This window comes from Cellvibrio sp. UBA7671 (assembly GCA_002483145.1).
GTDB classification, from domain to species: Bacteria; Pseudomonadota; Gammaproteobacteria; order Pseudomonadales; family Cellvibrionaceae; genus Cellvibrio; species Cellvibrio fibrivorans.
This window is the reverse complement of the sequence record DLHJ01000001.1, coordinates 71432-92235: the sequence shown is the minus strand read 5'-3', so window position 1 is coordinate 92235 and position 20804 is coordinate 71432. Positions and strand designations below refer to the sequence as shown.

Sequence of the window (20804 nt, the reverse complement as noted above, 5' to 3'; positions counted from 1 at the left end):
GCGCGAATTATTGGCTTAACACAAATCGGGTAACGAGGTACAAGGTGTCTAACGCCTATTTCAACCGCGAGCTGAGTCTGCTCGAATTTAACAAACGCGTCCTTCATCAAGCCTACAACCGCAGTTTACCGCTGCTGGAACGGCTGCGTTTTCTGTGCATTTTTTCCACCAACCTCGATGAGTTTTTTGAGGTGCGTGTAGGCGGGTTGGTAGAAATACTTGAGCGCAATGCGCCGCCCACCCAGGGGCCGGACGGCTTGACCCAGACCCAGACCCTGAATGAAATTTCCCTGCGCGCCCATGAGTTGGTGGCTGAGCAATACCGCATACTCAACAGCGAATTGTTGCCGTCTATGCGTGAACAGGGCATTCAGGTACTGCGCCGCGAAGATTGGAACCCGGAGCAAATCCAATACCTCAAACATATCTTTTTATCCGATGTACTGCCGGTGCTCAGCCCGATCGGGCTCGACCCTGCGCATCCATTTCCGCGCATCCTCAACAAGAGTTTGAATTTTATTGTCCGCCTCGATGGCAAAGACGCCTTCGGCCGCAATTCCGGCCGCGCGATCGTGCAGGTGCCGCGCTCGCTACCGCACATTATTGAATTGCCCGAAGCGCTGAGTATTAACGGGCGCAACTTTGTATTTATCTCCTCCATCATCCATTTTTTTATGGCCGAAATATTTGTCGGCATGACTGTAATGGAAAGCTATCAATTCCGCCTCACGCGCAACTCTGACATTTTCCTCGACGAAGAAGAGACCGACGATTTGTTGCGCGCCGTTCAAGGTGAGTTGGCGTATCGCCAATACGGCGATGAAGTGCGTTTGGAAATTACCGATACCTGCCCCTCGGAGTTGGAGCAATTTTTATTGCAGCGCTGCGAAATTAAAGAGCGCGATTTGTACCGCATTAATGGGCCGGTGAATTTAAATCGCTACGGCGATTTGTTTGATTTGGTCAAAGACGCTGCGCATTATTTCAAACCCTTTGTGCAAGCCATGCCCAAATTGCCCAAGCGCACCAACTCCTATTTTGAAGTGTTGCAGAAGCAGGATATTTTGCTCCATCACCCGTTCGATTCATTTCAGGGCGTGGTAGATTTTTTGCGCGAAGCCGCCGCCGACCCGAGCGTATTAGCGATTAAACAAACCTTGTATCGCACCGGCTCCAATTCGCCGATTGTGGATGCACTGGTCGCCGCCGCCAAAGCCGGTAAAGAAGTGACTGCAATTGTAGAATTGCGCGCGCGTTTTGATGAAGAGCAAAACGTGGCACTGGCCGAGCGCTTGCAGCGGTTTGGTATCCATGTGATTTACGGTGTGGTGGGTTTTAAAACCCACGCCAAGATGATTTTGGTCGCGCGTCGTGAAACCGGCAAGCTGCGCTATTACGTGCATTTGGGCACCGGCAACTATCACCCGCGCACCAGTAAAATTTATACCGACTACGGATTGCTCACCTCCGACAAAGATATTGGCGAAGATGTGTACCGCATCTTTTTGCAATTATCGAGCATGGGCAAAGCATCCAAAATGGAAGCGCTTTTATACGCGCCTTTCACCTTGCACAAGGGCATGGTGAAGCGCATCCGCACAGAAAGAGAACACGCTGAGCAGGGCAAGCCCGCGCGCATCATCGCCAAAATGAATGCGCTTTACGATGAAGAGTTGGTGAACGAACTCTACGCCGCATCGCAAGCCGGTGTGCAGATCGATTTGATCGTGCGCGGCGTCTGCCAATTGCGCCCCGGTGTTGCGGGCTTGTCAGAAAATATCCGCGTGCGCTCGATTATCGGCCGCTTCCTCGAACACCATCGCGTGTTTTATTTTGAAAATAACGGCAACCCGGAATTATTTTGTTCGAGCGCCGACTGGATGCTGCGCAATATGTTCCACAGGGTGGAAACTTGCTTTCCGATCAAACACAAAAAAATCCGCGACCGCATTCTGGAGGATATGCAGCTCTACCTCGCTGACAATACCCACGCCTGGTTATTGCAAGAAGATGGCAGCTACGTGCCCTGCCAAGTCCAGGAAGGTGCGGAGCTGGTCGATGCCCAGGCGATTTTGCTGGAGCGCTGGTCGGCGCACGCCGTCGTTTAAACGCGCATCAACCGATCATCTGCGCGTTCCAACATGCAGGCCTCCTACTGAGGAGGCCTGCAATAATCCCGCAGCATTCTATTCATTGATGAAATCCTTACTTTGTATGAGAAAAAACCTTGTAACCGGTTTCTCATTTTGTGCAACCAAGCACCATCCAAGTCGCATTTGTCGCTAATTAAGCCTTCCATATAAATCCGATTTATATACTCTAGCGAAACCCGCTTCCGGCGCCCAAACCGGATCTCTCCAGCGGAGCCCGATCCCATAATTTTAATAAAACATGCTGTACCTGACGCTCGGCAAAGTGTCGTAATACCCGAAAACCTGACGCAGGGACTTACTACCGCAGCACCACAGCTACACGCCTTGGCGCCGTAGGTGCAAGCCTCATGTTTATCACTACGAATAACAAGCGAGAACCATCATGATCAAACGTCATCCGCAGCCTTGGCTGCGCAAAACCTTATTGGCATGTTTGTGCGCCGGGCTGTCCGGCATTATGGCGTTACCCAGCTTTGCCGCCCGGCAAGCGGAATATCTGGACCGCGGGGTAGTCGCACTCCCCTCCGGCAGTGGCGTGTTAATTAGTTGGCGGATGCTGGGTAATGACCCGGCCAGCATCAGTTTTAACGTCTATCGAAATGGCAGCAAGATCACCGCAGCGCCTATTACCAATAGCACTAACTACTTGGATACCAGCGGTACCACCAGCGCGGCTTACACCGTACGCGCGGTCATTAATGGTACCGAACTGGCGGCCAATCCGGCTAAAGCCACATGGGCAAACCCCTATTTGGCAGTCAACCTCAACCGTCCGAATGGCGGCACTACGCCGAGTGGCGAGGCCTATACCTACGCTCCCAATGACCTGAGTGTGGGCGATCTGGATGGCGACGGTGAATATGAAATCGTAGTGAAGTGGGATCCTTCCAATGCCAAGGACAACTCGCAAAGTGGCTATACCGGCAACGTCATTGTTGATGCCTATGAAATGAATGGCACGCGTTTGTGGCGCATCGATCTGGGCAAAAACATCCGCGCGGGCGCCCACTACACCCAGTTTATGGTTTACGACCTGGACGGTGACGGCAAAGCCGAAGTAGCGATGAAAACCGCACCGGGCACGCGCGATGCCGCAGGTACTGTGCAAGGCGGCAGCAACGCCAATACTGACTACCGCAATGCCAGCGGTTATATCCTCTCGGGCCCCGAATATCTGACCGTGTTTAACGGCCAGACTGGTGTAGCCATGGCATCAACCGACTACCTGCCCGCGCGCGGCACCGTCAGCAGTTGGGGCGATGGTTACGGCAACCGGGTTGACCGCTTCCTTGCGGGCATTGCCTACCTCGACGGCACTCGCCCTAGTCTGGTCTTCACACGCGGTTATTACACCCGCGCAGTGCTGGTCGCCTGGGACTGGCGCAATGGCCAGCTCACCCGTCGCTGGACCTTTGACAGCACTGCCAGCGGCAATGGTGCCGCCGCCGGTCAGGGCGCGCACAGTTTGACCGTGGGCGATGTGGACCAGGACGGCAAAGATGAAATCGTCTACGGTGCGGCTACCATCAACGACAACGGCACCCTCATGTACTCCACCGGCTTCGGTCACGGCGATGCGCTGCACCTCTCTGATTTCATCCCCAGCCGTCCGGGTTTGGAAGTGTTTATGGTGCATGAGTCCAACGCCACTGGCGTCGATATGCATGACGCCAAGACCGGCCAGGTTATCTGGAGCCTTCCCAGCGGCGGCGCAGATGTCGGCCGTGGAGTAATTATGGATATAGACCCGCGCACCGCGGGCGCCGAAAGCTGGGCGAGCGTGGGCGGGCTGAACAATCCCACCGGCGGTCAGATAGGCACTACCAAACCAGCATCAACCAACTTTGCGGCCTGGTGGGATGGCGATCTACTGCGCGAACAGCTCAACAACACCATGATCGACAAGTGGAACTACAGCAGTAATAACAGCAGCCGTTTGCTCACCGCCTACAACTACGGCGCCGCATCTAATAACGGCACCAAATCCACCCCCGGTTTATCGGCAGACCTGCTGGGTGACTGGCGTGAAGAGGTGATCTGGCGCCATGAAAACAACAGCCAATTGTTGATTTTCAGCACCCCGACCCTGACCACCCACAAGCTGCGCACGCTGATGCACGACACCCAGTACCGCACTGCCATCGCCTGGCAAAATGTGGGTTATAACCAACCGCCACACACCGGCTTTTTCCTCGGCGATGGCATGGCAACACCGGCGGCACCGGACCTGTACTTTGTGGGCACCAACCCCAACGCTACCACTCCGGCCAGTAGCTCCAGCGTTGCTTCAAGTAAGCCTGCCTCATCGCTGCCGATGGTTTCATCCAGTCGTTCCAGTAGTTCAGTGGCGTTAAGCAGTTCATCGCGTAGCAGCACACCCGCCAGCTCTATTCCCGCGAGTAGCAGACCGGCATCGAGCGTGGCGAGCAGCATTGCCAGCAGCCGGGCAGCCGCGGGTAGCAACTGCAGCTACACAGTGAGCAATAACTGGGGGGCCGGCTTCACTGGTGCGATCCGGATTACCAATAGAGGCACCAGCGCGATCAATGGCTGGAGTGTGAGTTGGACTTATGCGGGCAGCACTCGTTTAAGCGGGACCTGGAACGCCACTGTCACTGGCACCAATCCCTACTCAGCAACTAACCTGAGCTGGAACAGCACAATCCAACCGGGGCAGTCTGTTGAGTTCGGTTTCCAGGGTACTCACTCAGGCACGGCTGAAATTCCGGTGATCACGGGGTCTGCCTGCCAATAATCCACATGGGTTAGAAGGCGACAAACAAACAGGCCGATGGCAAATACCATCGGCCTGTTTGTTTTTGGTTTGCGCAGTCATCGTCTGGATTGATGAGGTTTTGTTTTATCTTCCCTTTACTTTGGATAAAACCAGTATTAAATTGATATCTAAATGATATCAATCATGCGATTCGAAAAACCCTAAAGGAGAAAGTCATGGTTCATGAAGTTGAAGCGCGCAGCGGGTCAGGTTATTTGCTGTTGGTCGTCTTGTTGGCATTGCAAATACTCAGTGTCGCCGGTGCTGTGTTTATGCCGGGCGCCATCAAGGCGATTGCGATACTGGCCGCCATTGTTATTTTTATCTGCTGGTTCGGTTTTTATATGGTGCAGCCCAATCAGGGCAAGGTGTTGCAATTGTTTGGGCAATACGCAGGCACCGATCGTAACAACGGTCTGCGCTGGGCCAACCCGCTTTACAGTAAGAAATCGGTCAGCTTGCGTGTGCGCAATTTTGAATCCGGGCGTTTGAAAGTGAACGATTCCAACGGCAATCCGATTGAAATTGCAGCGGTAATTGTGTGGCGTGTGGTCGATACCGCCGAAGCGGTATTTGAAGTAGATGACTACGAAAATTATGTCACCATCCAAAGCGAGGCAGCGCTGCGCAATCTGGCGACCAGCTACCCCTACGAGCACGACACTGACGATGAGCGACTATCCCTGCGCAGTGATTCCAATGCCATCGCCCTGAAACTAAAAAGTGAAGTGCAGGATCGCTTGCAAAAAGCGGGTGTGGATGTACTTGAAGCCCGCCTAAGCCACTTGGCCTACGCGCCGGAAATTGCACAAGCCATGTTGCAGCGGCAACAGGCGAGCGCGGTACTGGCGGCGCGCAAAATTATTGTGCAGGGTGCTGTGGGTATGGTGGCCGATGCGCTGGATCAATTAAAAGTGCAGGGTGTGGTGGAATTGGATGGCGAACGCAAAGCGGCGATGGTGAGTAATTTGTTGATCGTACTCTGCGGTGATCAGCAAGCAAAACCGGTGATCAATACAGGCACACTTTACTCGTAATTAAAGGTGATAGCGCGTGACAAAAAAATCCTTTCCGCTGCGCATCAACGAACAAGTCATCGCCGCCATGCAGCGCTGGGCTGACGATGACTTGCGCAGCCTGAATGCGCAAATTGAATTTGTTTTGCGCGATGCACTGGTCAAAAGCGGGCGTGTGAAATTGATCCAAAAAGTCGTCACTGATCTTGAGTCAATCGAGACTGAGCAACTTGATAGCGACAATCTTAATGAAGAAGGGGATAAATAATGCGTTGGGAATACAAAACACTTTCATATAAAAAGCGCAGCTTTTTTTCGGGCGCAATTGATGCCGAAGCACTCAATCAACAATTAGATGCACTTGGGCGTGAGGGTTGGGAATTAGTGAGTATTTCCCCAAATGGTTTGGGTACGGTCAGTGGAGTGATTGCGATATTCAAGCGGCAAAAATAATGGTCTGAATCGAGAGCAGGTTAATCAAGCCTGCTCTTCTCTTAACGCTATGTATTTTAATTCTCCTCCCTCAAGAAAACCCACTCCTTCGGCGACGAACTGCGCTTGTCGTAGTAATAACCTGCGGTATCAAAGCCTTTAAGCTGTTCTACTTTTTTTATTTTATTTTTAATAATGTAAGCGCTCATCATGCCGCGCGCTTTTTTAGCGAAAAAGCTGATGATTTTGTACTGGCCGTTTTTGCAATCTTTAAACACGGGCGTAATTACTTCGGCGTGTAATTTTTTGGTATTCACCGCACTCCAGTATTCGTTAGAGGCAAGGTTCACCAACACCCGCTCTTTCTGCGTATCCAATTCCTGATTGAGTTGGTCGGTGATGATATCGCCCCAGAAGTGATACAGGTTTTTGCCGCGTGCGTTGGCGAAGCTGGTACCCATTTCCAGGCGATAGGGTTGGATCAAGTCAAGCGGGCGCAGCAATCCATATAAACCCGAAAGGATGCGTAAATGTTGTTGCGCAAACGTGAAATGGGTTTTGGAGAATTGCTCCGCCTCCATCCCGGTATACACATCGCCCTTAAACGCCAACACGGCCTGTTTGGCGTTAGTCGGTGTAAAGGGTAATTGCCATTCCAGGAAACGCTGCGCATTTAATTCGCCCAGCTTTTCGCTGACAGTCATCAGCTTTGAAACTTGCGGCGCGGTCAGCTGGCGCAACTCCGCAATCAACTCCTGCGAGTGCTCAAGGAATTGTGGCTGGGTGAATTCGGCAATCTTGGGTGGTGTTTCAAAATCCAGGGTTTTTGCGGGCGAAATAAGGTGCAGCATAAATTGGGTTCGATATCGACGAGTGAAGTAAAACGCTATTCAGGTTTGAGCAGATCCAGCCACCAATTGAGCGGTGTTTCGCCGTCGGCGGGATCGTAGACATTGCCGTACATCCAAGCGCTTTGGCCGTCGCGCCCTACGTATTCGTTGAGGATGCTTTCAATCGCACTGAAACCACAGCTCACATGGATGGAGTAGACCAACATACGCGGGGTTTCGCGGTCCAGTTCACCGCCCAGTTTTTCCAGCTCTGCTGTGAGCACATCGCCCAGCGCCTGGATATCGCTGCGGCTAAACACGCGCACACTCAGGTTGCCGCTGCGCTGCACCAAATCAAACTCGCGTGTGTCGGGGAGCATTTTGACTACGTCGCCGCTGGCCAAACCCTTGGCAAACGCGGGCGATTGCACCAGTTGGAAATTGCCGTCCTCCAGTTCGCTCACATGGAGTTGCTCGACAATCGGTTTGCCGTCGGCGCCGATACCGGCAAAAAGCTCAATTACTTGCAGGGATTTCATCGAAAAACGTTCACCTTGTATTAAAAGTCGTGTGGTAAAAAAGATGTGGCATTATAGCCGCCTCTGTCTCAAGGAGTCCTGTTATGAAATTACTTTCCCCAATTCTCGCTATCAGTGCCCTCGCATGGTCTTTGACCGGCTGTGTGGTCAACCCGGTGACCGGTAAAAGTCAGGTCTCGCTGATGTCGCCCGAGCAGGAGATTGCATCCGGCGCCCAAAACTATGTGCCCGCGCAACAATCCCAGGGGGGCCAGTATGTGGTTGATCCCGGTTTGACAGCTTATGTGCAGCAAGTGGGTAAAAAACTCGCCGCGGTGAGCGACCGCCCCAACCTGCCCTACGAATTCGTCGTGCTCAATAACGATGTACCCAACGCCTGGGCGATGCCTGGCGGAAAGCTCGCGATCAACCGCGGCCTGTTGGTCTATCTGGAAGATGAAGCCCAACTTGCGGCCGTAATGGGCCATGAAATTGTGCACGCCGCTGCGCGCCACGGTGCCCAACAGCAAACCCAGAATGTATTGATGGGGGCGGGTGTGTTGATCGCCGGTGTCGCGATTGCGGAGAAAAAGCCCGAGTACGGTGCTCTGGGGGTGGGGGCATTGGCTGTTGGCTCACAGGCATGGAAAGCGAAATATGGTCGCTCCCATGAATTGGAGTCCGACGAAGTGGGCATGAAGTACATGGCCAAAGCGGGCTACGATGCGCAAGCGGCAGTCGAGCTGCAGGAAATTTTTGTGAAATTATCAGAAGGGAAAAACGCCGGATTTATCGAAGGCTTGTTTGCCAGCCATCCACCCTCACAAGAGCGTGTAAGCAAAAATCGCCAACATGCAGCTAAATACCCCGGTGGTGTGCGCAATAAAGAAGCCTTCCAACGTGCCATGGCGCAAGTGACCAAAGATAAAAAAGCCTACGCCAATTATCAAAAAGCGCAGAAGTTGGCGGGCGAGAAAAAATATATCGATGCACTCGCCTACGTTGACCAATCCATCGCCCAGCAACCGAAAGAAAATTTATTCTGGGAGATGAAAGGCCAACTGCTGTTGCAGCAAGATAAAACCAGCGAAGCTGTTGCGGCGTTGGATCGTGCGGTGCAAGCCAATCCCAAATATTTCAAGCCCTATGTATTTCGCGGAATTGCCTATAGCCAATTGGGCAAAAACGATATGGCGGAGAAAGATTTACTTACCGGTCAGCGCTATTTACCCACGCAAATTGCTGCCTACTATTTAGGTGAAGTCTCACTTGCTAAAGGCAATCGCGCGCAAGCGCAGCAATATTATCAACAGGCAGCGCAAGGTGGTGGTGAAATTGGCCAAGCTGCCAATGCCAAGCTAGGCAAATTGCAGTAATTAATTTTTCTGCGGCACAACCTGTATCACAACAATAAAAACACGGCGGCGATTAAGCCTTTGCGTATAATCGCCGCCACACAAATCCGATAAAATCCAATCCATGAATAATACGTCTATATCCTCATCGCCCAATCCCATTGTTCGCTGGCTCGATACCATCGCTGAGTTTACCGGCACCACCACGGCTTGGCTCACTGGCATTATGGTCATCATTGCCTGCATCGTCGTCGGCTTGCGCCATTTATTCGGTATAGGTTCAATCGCCCTGCAAGAATCGGTTACCTACATGCACGCAGCCGTATTTATGCTCGGCGCTGCCTACACATTAAAAAATGATGGCCATGTGCGCGTGGATATAGTGCATAAAAAAATGTCGCTACGGGCGGGCGCCTGGGTGGAGGTGTTGGGCAGTTTATTGTTCACGCTGCCGCTGATGATTTTTATCGGTTGGGGCAGTCTGGAGTTTGTGCAAGAGAGCTGGCGAGTTAACGAGGGTTCAACCGACTCGGGTGGTATTGGCGGAGTGTATCTATTAAAAACCCTGTTGCCGATTATGGCAGTTAGCGTCAGTTTGCAAGCCATCGCAGAACTGTTGCGCGGGTTACTGGTGTTAATGAACATTGCACCGGCAGCGGAGGGTGCATCATGCTAATTGAATTAATTCCGCTGTTTATGTTTGCCGCCATCTGCATTTTTTTAATGCTCGGCTACCCGGTTGCCTTTACGCTCGGCGGTGTTGCTTTGGCGTTTGCCGCTTTCGGTATTGTTGGTGGCATTTTCGATCCGAATTTATTAAAAAGTTTTCCATCGCGCCTCTACGGCATCATGAATAATTACACGCTGGTTGCAGTGCCGCTGTTTGTGTTTATGGGCGGCATTTTGGAAAAATCGCGGCTGGCAGAAGATTTGTTAGAGAATATGTCCAAAGCTTGCGGGCGCTTGCCTGGTGGATTGGGTATTTCGGTAGTTCTGGTGGGCGCCATGCTCGCCGCCAGCACCGGTATTGTTGGCGCAACTGTGGTCACTATGGGGTTAATGTCGTTGCCACTGATGTTAAAACGCGGTTACGCCCCAAGTTTTGCCTGCGGCACTATTTGCGCAACGGGCACGCTCGGGCAAATTATTCCACCGTCGATTGTACTGGTACTGCTTGGCGATGTACTCTCCAGCGCCTATCAACAAGCGCAATTAAAGCTCGGGGTTTTCAGCCCCAAAACCATTTCGGTAGGCGATTTATTTATTGCCGCCATAGTGCCTGGTTTGGCATTGGTTGCACTTTATATGCTCTACGTTTTCTTCACCGCTTGGTTGCGCCCTAATATTGTGCCGCGCATTCAAATCGATGAAGCAGAAGAGCAGGTTTCATTTTTACGTGTGTTGCTGAGCTTGTTGCCAGTGATGCTGCTTATCGGTCTGGTGCTGGGCTCGATTTTAATTGGCGCCGCCACACCAACAGAAGCAGCTGGCGTTGGCGCATTGGGTGCCTGCTTGTTGGCGCTGTGGAAAAAACAATTCAATGTCGCGCGCCTGCGCGAAGTGAGCCGTTCTACCATTCAAATCAGCGCCATGATTTTTATGATTTTAATCGGCGCATCACTGTTCTCTTTGGTATTTCGCGGTTTTGGTGGCGAAGAGCTAGTGCATAGTTTTTTCAGTCAGCTACCCGGTGGTGTTTTCACGGCCGTCTTCCTGGTGATGTTGGTGATGTTCCTATTGGGTTTTATTCTCGACTTTATCGAAATTATTTTTGTCGTAGTACCGATCGTTGGCCCAGTATTGCTCGCCATGGGTGTAGACCCAATTTGGCTAGGTATTATGATTGCGGTGAATTTACAAACCTCATTCCTCACCCCACCCTTTGGTTTCGCCTTGTTTTACTTGCGCGGCGTTGCGCCGGCGAGCATCAAGACCAGCGAAATATATCGCGGCGTTATTCCGTTTATTATTTTGCAATTGCTCTTGCTGTGTGCAATGTCGGTCTGGCCAGGTTTGGTGACGTGGTTGCCGGAGCAGATGTAACACATTTTTTAACAACTTCGCGCAAACCAATATGCGACGATTTACGCCGTATATCGGTTAACCGCAATGCCGAATTTACTCTGTGTCGTTAATGTGATGTGAATCTCATTAACGTCATAGCTTGCCGTGTTTTCAGTTTCGATTCAGTTAATCCAACACAAACTTGCCGCTTTCTGGTTTAGTCGCAGTCATTGCGCTAAGCAGGGAATTTTTATTTATCACAGGGAGAATTTTATGTTACCTCTATTACGTTTCAGTGCAGTCATAACTGCACTCACCCTCGCTGCATGTGGTGGCGGTGGTGATGACAAACCCGCAAACCGTTCCAGCGCTGCATCTAGTAGTTCAATGGCTGCCAGCTCAATCGCGATAAGCTCTGCAGTAACCAGTTCGTTGACGACTAGTGCTGTACCTTCTTCGATGGCGCCATCATCAACAGCACTTTCATCGATAGCACCATCGTCAACTGCAGTGTCATCGAGCTCAGCTTCCACCGCAACGGTGTTGGTAAAAATTAATGGCACTATTAATGGTTTCACCACCGATGGCGATGCCAGTACGCTGGATGAAAACCAGGTGCAAGTCACGGTGCATCTTCTGGATAAAAATGAGCAGGTGTTGGCAAGCACCACGCCTATCGCGAGTGACTACAGCAGCAGCGATGAGTTGCGCTTCAGTGCAGACCTGAGTGGTGCTGGCGCTACCAGCATTGCAGTGAATGTCAGCGCACCGGGCTACACCTCTTTTGCGCGTAAACTCGACGCAGAAAATCAAATTAATCTGGATGCAAAACTGCAAGCAATTCCAGTGCAAACCGTAGTGGCTGGCACCGCGACTACAGCATCCGGTCTGGAGTTATCCGGTTTTAATATTCAGGTCAGCGCTGATGACGATCAGCAGAGCAATAGCCTGCTGATTAACATCCCACAATCCCTATTACCCGACGACACCAGTTCACTGGATGTTGCGGTGCGCACGTTTGATCCCAATAGCCCGGAAGATGCTGAATTTTTCCCGGGTGCCTACGCGGACTCTGATGGCAATCAATTAGCCTCGGTTGGTTTTAATTTTGCCGAAATCAAAACCAATAACAATGAAACGCTGGTGACGGCGATGCGCAAAGCGCGCCAGCAAAAAATAGCTAAAGCCGGTGGCAACCAGAAAGCTATTGCGGAAGAACCCGTTCTGATTAATTATCAAATCCCGCCGCAAAGTTGTGCGCTCCTGGAAAGTTTGGGCGATAGCGCGCCTAACCAGTCTGGTTTTCAAATCCCGGTGTATACCTACAATCCTGCCAGTGGTCTGTGGGATTTGATTGGCCAAGGCACGCTGTATAATGAAGCAGCTCAGCAGGTTCCCGCAACGCAAACGGTATTTAATTGCGCCACTGAAATATTTACCTTGGAAATTTTAGTTACCAATGAAATTTTTCAACGCGAATGGTGGAACCTTGATTATCCGCTGGCGTTTAACCAACCTACGGATTATTGCGCAAACATCCAACTAAAAAATCCTGATGGCCAGGCACTCACCGGTATCAATGGTTTTGTGATGGATAACGATGACAATTTTAATTTTGCTTCAAGTTTTTTCACTACTGATAGCAACGGAAATGCCAGCATTCGTATCGCCCAATCCAACATGGCCCCTGATTTGGAAGCTGAGGTTATTTTCTTTGATGAAAGTGAATTTGGTTATGTGACCCACAAGGTCACACTCTCAACCAATTGTGTTAATAGCCCTGTGCAGCAATTAGTTCTAACACGTCCCCAGCTGTGTGAAGTGAGCGGCAACTTTATTTATGAAAGTGGTGCACCGGTCAATCGCAATTTTGTCTACGGATTTACTGGCCAAAATTCGTCGATATTTGGTTTTGATTTTACGACCAGCAACACTCAAGGAAATTATCGCCTAAACCTGCCGTGCGGCGGCGAATACACTATTTTGAATTTTGCTGCATTGATCGCGCAGCCTGATGAAGAACCCATGCAGGTTACTCGGATTGATGGCAATCTCGATTCTGATGAGTTGAGTGATAACGGCGCTCAGGTAGTGATGAAAACCGAAGTGATTAAACACAGCCAACCGGTAGTTACCGGTATGTATGATCCGGCAACTAAGGCTCTGACCCTGATGGCTTATAGCAACTTCGATACCTTCCCTATGAGTGCACAGATCAAAGTAAAAAGTCTGGACGGTACAACCACAATACAAAGTTTTAGCGGCAACTTCACGGTAGATACCAGCGGTGATGACGAGGAAATGCCGTTTTATTTCATGGGCAATTTAATTCGCACCATCGAATTACCCGCGACTGATAGCGGTTATTCACTTGAAATTACCTTTGTCGATGCGCTCGGCAAAACTTGGACAGGAGTGCCAGGTGTAGTGGGTGTTCTGTAGTTTCAGTCATAGAGTCAATATAGTTAAGTAACTCTAAAACGACTGTGCCGATGGTGCAGTCGTTTTTTATTTTAAAACCCTCATCCCTCTCCCAAGATCTTTACTCCCGTAGGCAATTTAAATGCCAATCAATATTGTTGTGAGCATTCTTTATCACCTATTCGAGTTACCAAACATAAAGCAGAACCACAAAACATAATCTCGTAAAGATAATTTGCTAGCATAGGCTCTTTCAAAAAATGGAGAGGTTTATGAAGGTTATAAAAATGTTTTTGAAGTGTTTAAGTTGTGTGATTTTTTTAATAGCACCGATCTCTACACTTGCCGATGAAGTTGTTACCAATCCCAGTGCAAGCTATGTATTGACAGGAGGGGAACAACAAATATTTTCTTCTCTCGGTGAGATGATCAGCAATATCAATAATGCGAATGAAGCACGCTATGCAAAATGTAGAGCTACACCTAGTACCCTTACAGGTGGTTATAGTTGTACGAAAATGATTATCACAGGCTCATCGCCCTCACCTGTGAACCCGAATACCATAAACGGGATTCCTGTTAATTATTTTTTACCTCGAATAGCTGAATCTGCGAGCAAGATTACTTCTGCATCGCCCGAAACAATACATCAGACCAGTGCTGGCGATCTTGGCGCTAGCTTAAGATTAAGTTGTCCGGATACTTTGAGCGGTAGGACAACTGGGCAAGCTCCAAATCAAACTTTTGAATGCCTGACAATAGAGCCAGAATCCTGCCCTGCTGATGGTAACCCTATCAACATAGGTACAGGTGATAAATTTGAGGAGGAAACGGACTTTTCAACACCTGATGGCCTTTTAAAAATTCAACGTTTTTATATGAGCCAGCACAGGGGCTGGAACTTCCGCCCCGGATATAAACTGATATTTAAAAATGACTTCTCTGACTACGTGGTTATTAGCAAGCGTAAACGCTATAGCTTGGAACCCGAGTCTCCTATGAGTTTGGTTGAGTACACCCATGTAGACCCGGTTTCGATTATTTCTTCATCGCCGGAAATTATGTATCTCTCAGATGGCCGCCATCGCTATCGCATAACCTCCACAAATGGCGTTTTAAAAGCTGATGGACTAATGGGTAAAAAGACAAGTATTGCACTAGCGTCTAATACAAACCCTAACGCTGAGGGATGGATTTTTTCCGATGTGGCCGGTAACAAATCCTATTTTTCTTCATCGGGTAATCTGTTGCGCACTGAATACACAGATGGCCGTTGGCTCTCATATTCATACTCTGGTCAGCAATTATTATCACAAACAGATTCTTTTGGCAGGAGTTTACACTATCACTATGATGATGAGTTCCGGCTAGCGGCAGTGACACTGCCCGATGGGCATCAGATCACTTACGAGTATGCGACACTGCCCTTCATCGCAAATGGCCAGCATTCCTTTTTTCAACTACTGAGCAAAATTACTTGGCCTAATGGCGAGAGCATTAGTTATAGCTACAACGATATTCAGAATATTTCTGGAAACAATAGCTATAGAATGCTCACTGGGAAAATTGACTCCTACGGGAATGTAGTAGGCAGTTACAAATATATCAATGGAAAGGCTGTCTCCACCCAAGGTGCGCTAGGTTCTTTCAAACGCACCATGACACACAATTCAAATCATACCCAAGTCACCGACGGATTGAACTCAACGCGTACTTACTATTTCAATACCGTGCTGAGCAATGGCACAAAGCTGGTTACAAGCACCAATCAACCCGCCGGTAGTGGTTGTGCCGCTGCAACGCAATCAGCAACCTATTACGCTGATGGTTTGAAAAAATCGGAAACCAATTTCAACGGCCACAAAACCCAGTTTGCTTATGATTCTGCACGTGCACTGGAAACAGTGCGTGTGGAGGGGATTCCAAGTGGGAATGGTACTGACTATCTTCCCGCCAATACCGCATTGCCAGTCGGCATTCGCAAAATTACTACGCAATGGCACAGCCAACATCGCAAGCCGGTAAAAAAATCCGAGCCTAAAGTAATTACCACGTTTATCTATAATGGTGATGAAGATCCCTTTAACAATAATGCGGTCGCTAACTGCAGCTCTTTATCCTTGCCATTGCTCTGCCACAAAGTACAGCAAGCAACAACCGATGCGAATGGCGCCGCTGGTATCAGCGCGACGCTCGACAACACCCTGGCTGCACGTCACGAGTTTTATACCTACAATGACCGTGGCCAACAACTCACTTATTCACGCACCGCAGCAGATTCACCCGACGAAACGCGAGAATATTATGCGGCCACCGACATCGATTGGACGCTGGGCGATTTAAAGAAAATCACCAACGCATTGGGTCATGTAACTGAATTTACTCGCTATGACCGCAATGGGCGACTCTTGGAAATGACCGATGCAAACGGTATAAAAACCGAATTCACCTACGACGCGCGTGGCCGCATCCTCACCCAGTCGATTGATAACAAAGTAACAACCTATAGCTATGATTTGAATGGAAATCGAACGGGCAGCGTCTTACCCAATGGCGTAGCGATTACCTATCACTACGATTTAGCTAAACGCCTGACTGAAATTGAAAGTTCACTCGGCGATAAAATGACGTATGAGTATGATGTAGAAAGCAATGTGCGTTTCGAACGCATAAAAAACGCTACTGGCGATATAACCTACGTAAAAGAAAATGTGTATGACGCATTATCGCGCCTGAAAAATACCTTGAACACCAGCAACCAGGGAAGCACGTATTTATATGATGCGCGTGGCAATCTTACTGGCGAGGTAGATGCTAACACCTACTCAACTGCGTTTAGTTTTGATGCATTAAATCGCCTTAAAATTATTACCAATCCGCTCAATGGAAAAACCGAACACGGTTACGATGCGCAAGGGAATTTAACCAGCGTTAAAGATCCAAAAGGCAATTCGACCATCTATAGCTACAACGCTTTCGGTGATCTCATCGGGCAAATCAGCCCTGACACAGGCACAACCACACACAGTTATGACGCTCTTGGTAATCGCACACAAAGTATCGATGCTCGCGGTATAACGGTTGATTACGGATACGATGATCTAAACCGTCTGACCTCTGTCGAATATGCTGCAATGCCAAGCGAAAATATCACTTATGTCTATGACAATACGGCGAATGACAATTACGGCATTGGAAGGCTCACTGGCATTGTTAGAGACGATATCCATCTTGATTATGTTTATAACGCCCAAGGGTTAATCTTTAAAAAATATACCCAAGTCAGCAATACTTTCTCATCAACGGAATACCATTATGATGATGCAGGCAACCTGACCAGCGTTATCTACCCCTCAGGCAGGGTAATCAATTACCATCTGGATGATTTGGCGCGCATCACCAGCATTACTACACAAGTCAATGCAACCGCTAATGAACAAATTATTATAGAGAATGCCAATTATCTGCCCTTTGGTCCGGCCAATACCTATACCTATGGCAACGGTTTAAATCACAGTCAGCTCTACGATCAAAATTATCGCCTCACAGATATACAGGTAGGCGGTTTGTTGAATCGCACTTATGGATATGATCCAGTCAATAACATCACCAGCATTAATGATGGATTAAATAGCGCAAAGAATCAGACGATTGGTTACGACCAACTTAATCGGCTAATTAGCTCCTCAGGTGGTTATGGCAACCTTGGTTATACTTACGATTCGGTTGGCAATCGCTTAACCGAAACCCGCAATGGTGTGACTGATACCTATATCTACCCCACCAACAGCAACCGTCTGAACAAGATTGAACGCTCCAGCGGCAACCGTGACTTTACTTATGATTCCGCTGGAAATCCAATCAACCGGACAGCCGCTGATAACACTACACAAACATTTAATTTCAATAATGCCAATCGCCTTGCCGATGTGAGTGTGAACAATGCTTTAGCTGCAAGTTACAGCTACAACCCTTTGGGGCAACGCACGGTAAAAACACTGGCAAATGGCACAAAAGAAATCTATCACTACGACGAAGCGGGTCATTTAATTTCCGTGACTGATGGCACAGGCGCAACGCTGCGTGAATATATTTACTGGGGCGATCAACAAATTGCATTGGTCAATAATGGCGTTGTGTATTACATCCACAGCGACCATTTAAATACTCCACAAGTAGTAACTGATGCAAACCAGCAAGTTGTATGGATGGGTGACTACGAACCCTTCGGCAAACTCGCCGCAAATCAAACCAACACCATCGAATTATTCAGCCGCTTCCCAGGGCAATATCTGGATACCGAGACAGGGCTGTATTACAACTACTTTCGGGATTATGATCCGAGTGTTGGGCGGTATATTGAATCTGATCCGATTGGGTTAAGTGGTGGAATTAATACTTATGCTTATGTGAACGGCAACCCCATTAAATATGTAGATCCAACAGGAGAAGCTGCTCAAGCTGCTGGCGGAATGGTGGGTGGACTAGGTATTCTGATACCTGTCGGAGTCGGTCTTGGAGCTGTATATTGTAGTTTCAATCCTAGTCATCCTTCATGCCAAGCGGCTCAAGATATTATTGAGCGTTGTTTAGATGATAAAAAAACATGCCCTCCTTGTAATCCACCTGTAGGTACCATTCGCTATAGAGTGGACATGGTTCCGCCAAGTGAACCGCATTATCCACATACTGGATCGCATGTACATCTATATAAAATGAATCAAAATCCAAATAATTGCCAATGCTTCTGGCAACCGATAGGTACCACGGAATTACCACCACCAGATGGTGCCTCTCCCATGTAGGATTTCTAAAAATGAATTACTCAGATGGTCAAGAGTTAAAAATAGGTGACATTGTCGAACTTAAAAACTCTAGGGGAGTTGTTGTTTGTTCGATTGATGATGAACAGTATTCGAAGGATTACTCGAAAATAGATTGGAGTTATTTAAATCGAGGTGTGCTTATCGAATTTGAAAAATATGGAGTAATTCATTACGAAAATATTGAAGAAGATGTATTACTTATTAAAAGAGGAAAAACTTAAAATTTAGTTGTGAATTAATGTCATAAGGTTATAAATACCGTTACTTGTCTGCCAAGCCTGGATTTATTCCAGGCTTTTTTTATGCGTGTTAGAAAAGCTGGTCAATATAGTCAGCAGCCTGGTAACACCTTTCCTAGTTTCACCGGTCAGTCAAGAGCAGCACGCTGGCCATTTAAGTCCAGCCCACGCACAGATATAAATCCCGTGCGAATCAGGGCTATACTCTCGTTCTGCCACTCCGAGATCAACCCATCATGCAAACATTTAATGTGACCCCCACTGGCACTATCGCCTTGCAAACCATCACTATGCCCGCCGATACCAATCCCTTCGGCGATATTTTTGGTGGTTGGGTGATGGCGCAGATGGATATCGCGGGGGCGATTCATGCCAATGAAGTCTCGCAAGGCAGGGTGACTACAGTGGCGGTCAGCGGTATGGTGTTTATGCGGCCGGTGCCGGTAGGTGCCATTATCAGTTGCTACACCAGCACCCTGCGTATTGGCAACACGTCAATCCGTGTGAAAGTGGAAGTCTGGATTAAAGATTTTCTCACCCATCAAATCAGCCAGGTCACCCAGGGTGAATATGTCTATGTCGCTATCGATGAGCAGGGGCGCAAGCGGCCAGTGTTGAAAAATGCACCAAACCCTGCGTAAAAAGCGGGCGTGAAATGACTGAAATACTGATCATAAGCAACGAAAAATTCGATTGGTTTTCTGTCCCTCCTTGCGCACCAGCGCAAAATGATTTTATAAGCCACTGAAAAACAATAACTTATCCAGTTAAACCTTTCTTTACTTGAACGCATCTATAATTTCGTCAGCAGCGCGCTAGACTCTAGCGGTACTGTAATTTATACGCATTACTGTTATCTTCTGTTCACATTATTTTCGCTACATTGTTTGATGCATTTCGATCAATAAGAACCAGAGGCAAGGCATGTTAAAGGATTCCCGCAACGGTTACGGTTTGCTTTCTATTGCGATCCATTGGGTCAGCGCTGTGTTGATACTTTTTTTATTCGGCCTCGGTATCTATATGGTGGATTTAAGCTATTACGATGACTGGTATCACAAAGGCCCGGAATTACATATCAGTTTGGGCTTGGTAGTGTTGCTGTTGATGTTGGTGCGCGTTGTCTGGCGCATTATTAATCCAACACCGGAAGAGCTTTCTGCCAAGCGCGCGCAAAATCTCGCCGCAAAACTCGTCAAGCTCGGCCTCTACGCATTTGTATTTATTGTGTTAGCCAGCGGTTATTTAATTACCACCGCTGAGGGCCAGCCCGCGAGTATGTTTAATCTCATTAAATTTCCTGTATTCACTGAATTAAGTTCACAAAACGTCGATCTTGCTGGTGCGATACACGAATATTTGGCGTGGGGTATTGTCCTATTGGTTGCGTTTCATGTTGCCGGTGCATTGTTGCATCACTTTGTTATTCGCGACCGCACTTTAGTGCGCATGCTGAAACCGGTAAAAAAATCTGATTTACAGTAATAAATGTTTCAACAACGGTTTTAATTTTTAGTCACACTGATTATTCCCAAAGGAGTTTATTTATGTTTAAACAAATCGCTTTAAAAAAATCGTTTCTGGCGTTAGCTGTGAGTAGTATTGGTGTAATGAGTTTGCCAGCGCTGGCTGATACCTATGTGATCGATACCAAAGGCGCACATGCCTCGATCAATTTTGCAATCAAACACTTGGGCTACAGCGTACTGACCGGCCGTTTTGATACATTCTCGGGCGAATTCACTTACGACCCTGCGAAACCCGAAGCGAGCACCGTGAATGTCTCTATCGATACTGGCAGCGTTAACTCCAATCACGCTGAACGCGACAAGCATTTGCGCAGCGCGGATTTTTTGAACGTAGAAAAATTCCCGAAAGCCACTTTCGTCAGCAAAAAAATTGTGTTGGATGATAAAGATGAATTTGACATCGTTGGTGATCTGACTCTCAACGGCGTGACCAAAAGTATCACCATCGAAGTAGAAAAAGTCGGCGAAGGTAAAGACCCATGGGGCGGCTACCGTGCTGGCTTCTCGGGTGAAACCACTATCACCCTGAAAGATTTCAACGTGAAAATGGATTTGGGCCCAGCATCGCAAACCGTACAATTGGAATTGGAAGTAGAAGGTATCAAGAAGTAATACTCCTTAGTTGCAAAAAAAGCCCGGCACTTTCGCCGGGCTTTTTCGTTTTAGAGCGTAACCGCAATTTCCTACCTCGTCCTCTCTTGAATC

General features: G+C 48.5%; 15 protein-coding genes and 1 pseudogene. 14 read left to right on the top strand and 2 right to left on the bottom strand.

All coding sequences use genetic code 11. The annotated features are described in order from the left end of the window. Positions 1-41 precede the first annotated feature (41 nt). From ppk1 to B4E62_RS00340, 5 genes and pseudogenes are all read left to right on the top strand, one after another. A pseudogene (gene ppk1, locus B4E62_RS00360) lies at positions 42-2108 on the top strand (polyphosphate kinase 1); the annotation flags it as partial. A gap of 427 nt (positions 2109-2535) precedes the next feature. Then, positions 2536-4908, top strand: a complete 2373-nt coding sequence (locus B4E62_RS00355; RefSeq protein ID WP_331350638.1) for a cellulose binding domain-containing protein — start codon at positions 2536-2538, stop codon at positions 4906-4908. A 197-nt stretch (positions 4909-5105) separates the two neighbouring features. Continuing rightward, a complete protein-coding gene (locus B4E62_RS00350) occupies positions 5106-5966 on the top strand; it encodes an SPFH domain-containing protein (protein WP_310074728.1) in 861 nt (286 codons plus the stop codon). Positions 5967-5982: 16 nt separating this feature from the next. Then, positions 5983-6213, top strand: a complete 231-nt coding sequence (locus tag B4E62_RS00345; RefSeq protein ID WP_331350637.1) for a hypothetical protein — start codon at positions 5983-5985, stop codon at positions 6211-6213. Continuing rightward, entirely contained in the window at positions 6213-6398 is a 186-nt protein-coding gene (locus B4E62_RS00340) for a DUF4177 domain-containing protein (RefSeq protein ID WP_310074725.1), read from the top strand. The genes B4E62_RS00345 and B4E62_RS00340 overlap by 1 nt, the downstream gene beginning before the upstream one ends. Positions 6399-6454: 56 nt before the next feature. Here B4E62_RS00340 and yaaA read toward each other — a convergent pair whose 3' ends face one another. Both yaaA and B4E62_RS00330 read right to left on the bottom strand, forming a co-directional pair. Next, positions 6455-7228: a peroxide stress protein YaaA gene (gene yaaA / locus B4E62_RS00335; RefSeq protein WP_331350636.1), complete on the bottom strand. Its 774-nt coding sequence runs from the start codon at positions 7226-7228 to the stop codon at positions 6455-6457. A 35-nt stretch (positions 7229-7263) separates the two neighbouring features. Next, positions 7264-7746, bottom strand: coding sequence for a DUF4265 domain-containing protein (locus tag B4E62_RS00330; RefSeq protein ID WP_331350635.1), 483 nt, complete (start codon positions 7744-7746; stop codon positions 7264-7266). Between the two features lie 83 nt (positions 7747-7829). Here B4E62_RS00330 and B4E62_RS00325 point away from each other — a divergent pair, with 83 nt between their 5' ends. The 9 genes from B4E62_RS00325 to B4E62_RS00285 all read left to right on the top strand — a co-directional run bounded on the left by B4E62_RS00325 (position 7830) and on the right by B4E62_RS00285 (position 20711). After that, positions 7830-9101 (top strand): M48 family metalloprotease, encoded by a 1272-nt coding sequence (locus B4E62_RS00325; RefSeq protein ID WP_331350634.1) that lies wholly within the window; start codon positions 7830-7832, stop codon positions 9099-9101. Between the two features lie 103 nt (positions 9102-9204). Beyond that, positions 9205-9756, top strand: a complete 552-nt coding sequence (locus tag B4E62_RS00320; RefSeq protein ID WP_331350633.1) for a TRAP transporter small permease subunit — start codon at positions 9205-9207, stop codon at positions 9754-9756. Continuing rightward, positions 9750-11123, top strand: coding sequence for a TRAP transporter large permease subunit (locus B4E62_RS00315; protein WP_331350632.1), 1374 nt, complete (start codon positions 9750-9752; stop codon positions 11121-11123). The genes B4E62_RS00320 and B4E62_RS00315 overlap by 7 nt, the downstream gene beginning before the upstream one ends. Before the next feature lie 234 nt (positions 11124-11357). Further along, positions 11358-13526 carry a hypothetical protein gene (locus tag B4E62_RS00310; protein WP_331350631.1) on the top strand — a complete coding sequence of 723 codons (2169 nt, stop codon included), beginning with the start codon at positions 11358-11360 and terminating at the stop codon, positions 13524-13526. Between the two features lie 239 nt (positions 13527-13765). Then, positions 13766-18310 carry an RHS repeat-associated core domain-containing protein gene (locus B4E62_RS00305; RefSeq protein WP_331350630.1) on the top strand — a complete coding sequence of 1515 codons (4545 nt, stop codon included), beginning with the start codon at positions 13766-13768 and terminating at the stop codon, positions 18308-18310. 11 nt (positions 18311-18321) lie between these two features. Further along, positions 18322-18552, top strand: a complete 231-nt coding sequence (locus B4E62_RS00300; protein WP_331350629.1) for a hypothetical protein — start codon at positions 18322-18324, stop codon at positions 18550-18552. A 254-nt stretch (positions 18553-18806) separates the two neighbouring features. Beyond that, complete coding sequence (locus tag B4E62_RS00295) at positions 18807-19211, top strand: acyl-CoA thioesterase (RefSeq protein ID WP_331350628.1); 405 nt, start codon at positions 18807-18809, stop codon at positions 19209-19211. Positions 19212-19494: 283 nt separating this feature from the next. After that, entirely contained in the window at positions 19495-20055 is a 561-nt protein-coding gene (locus B4E62_RS00290; protein ID WP_331350627.1) for a cytochrome b, read from the top strand. A 62-nt stretch (positions 20056-20117) separates the two neighbouring features. Beyond that, positions 20118-20711 (top strand): YceI family protein, encoded by a 594-nt coding sequence (locus B4E62_RS00285; protein ID WP_331350626.1) that lies wholly within the window; start codon positions 20118-20120, stop codon positions 20709-20711. Positions 20712-20804: the final 93 nt, after the last annotated feature.